The following is a 668-nucleotide window of genomic DNA, read 5'->3' as shown; positions in this document are numbered from 1 at the left end:
TATCTTTTCCTAAAAACCAACTTTCCCAATCTTCTAAAGAACCACTGATTGACACGTTTTGTTCGTCACCCATTTTATTAGCTTCCCATAGTTTCATCATAATTAAACTGTATTTTGATTTGATAGTCGCTAGTTCACTCAATTTAAAAGAATAGAAATTTTTTCTAAGATCAAAAATATAAGGGGCAGCATCCTCGGAAAATTTAAATTTAATAGAACCGTCTTCGAATATATCAATCCTGCTAAAAAGTTGCGTCATACGAACGCCAATTTTTCCGTTCGGTTTCATTATTTTAAAATATAATGCTGTGTTTTCGTTTAGGGCCTTAAAAGCTTCTGCGACCCTTTTATAATTTTGTCCAGAAGTATTAAGACCTAAATGGTGGAGTATAGTGAGGATTTGAACATCATAAGACTCAAATGGAGTGCTATCAGCTTTTACAAAACTAATAGCAAAGTCTAAAATTTTATGTTGAAAAGAAGTTAGACCTCCAAACGCTTTAGCTAAGTCATTTGCTTGTACGACTAAATAATTCTCTCTAGCCAATAAATCATTAATCATAAGATTTGCTTTTTTATTGACAACTTTTTTATCTTTCATAAATAAACTCCTTAAATTAAAACCTTATAAATATTTATACCCTATTAAGAGATATTTTACAAGTAAA

The 668-nt window shown here is 30.1% G+C and carries 1 protein-coding gene; it reads right to left on the bottom strand.

The window, feature by feature from the left end; all coding sequences use genetic code 11:
• Positions 1-601: replication initiation protein (locus tag FC65_RS11010; RefSeq protein ID WP_056972795.1), on the bottom strand; the 601-nt coding region annotated here is incomplete at its 3' end.
• Between the last annotated feature and the right edge of the window lie 67 nt (positions 602-668).

The organism is Ligilactobacillus acidipiscis DSM 15836, from assembly GCF_001435755.1.
In the GTDB taxonomy this organism is placed as follows: Bacteria; Bacillota; Bacilli; order Lactobacillales; family Lactobacillaceae; genus Ligilactobacillus; species Ligilactobacillus acidipiscis.
Note: the sequence above shows the minus strand (reverse complement) of the source record. Positions and strands in the feature narration are given on the sequence as shown.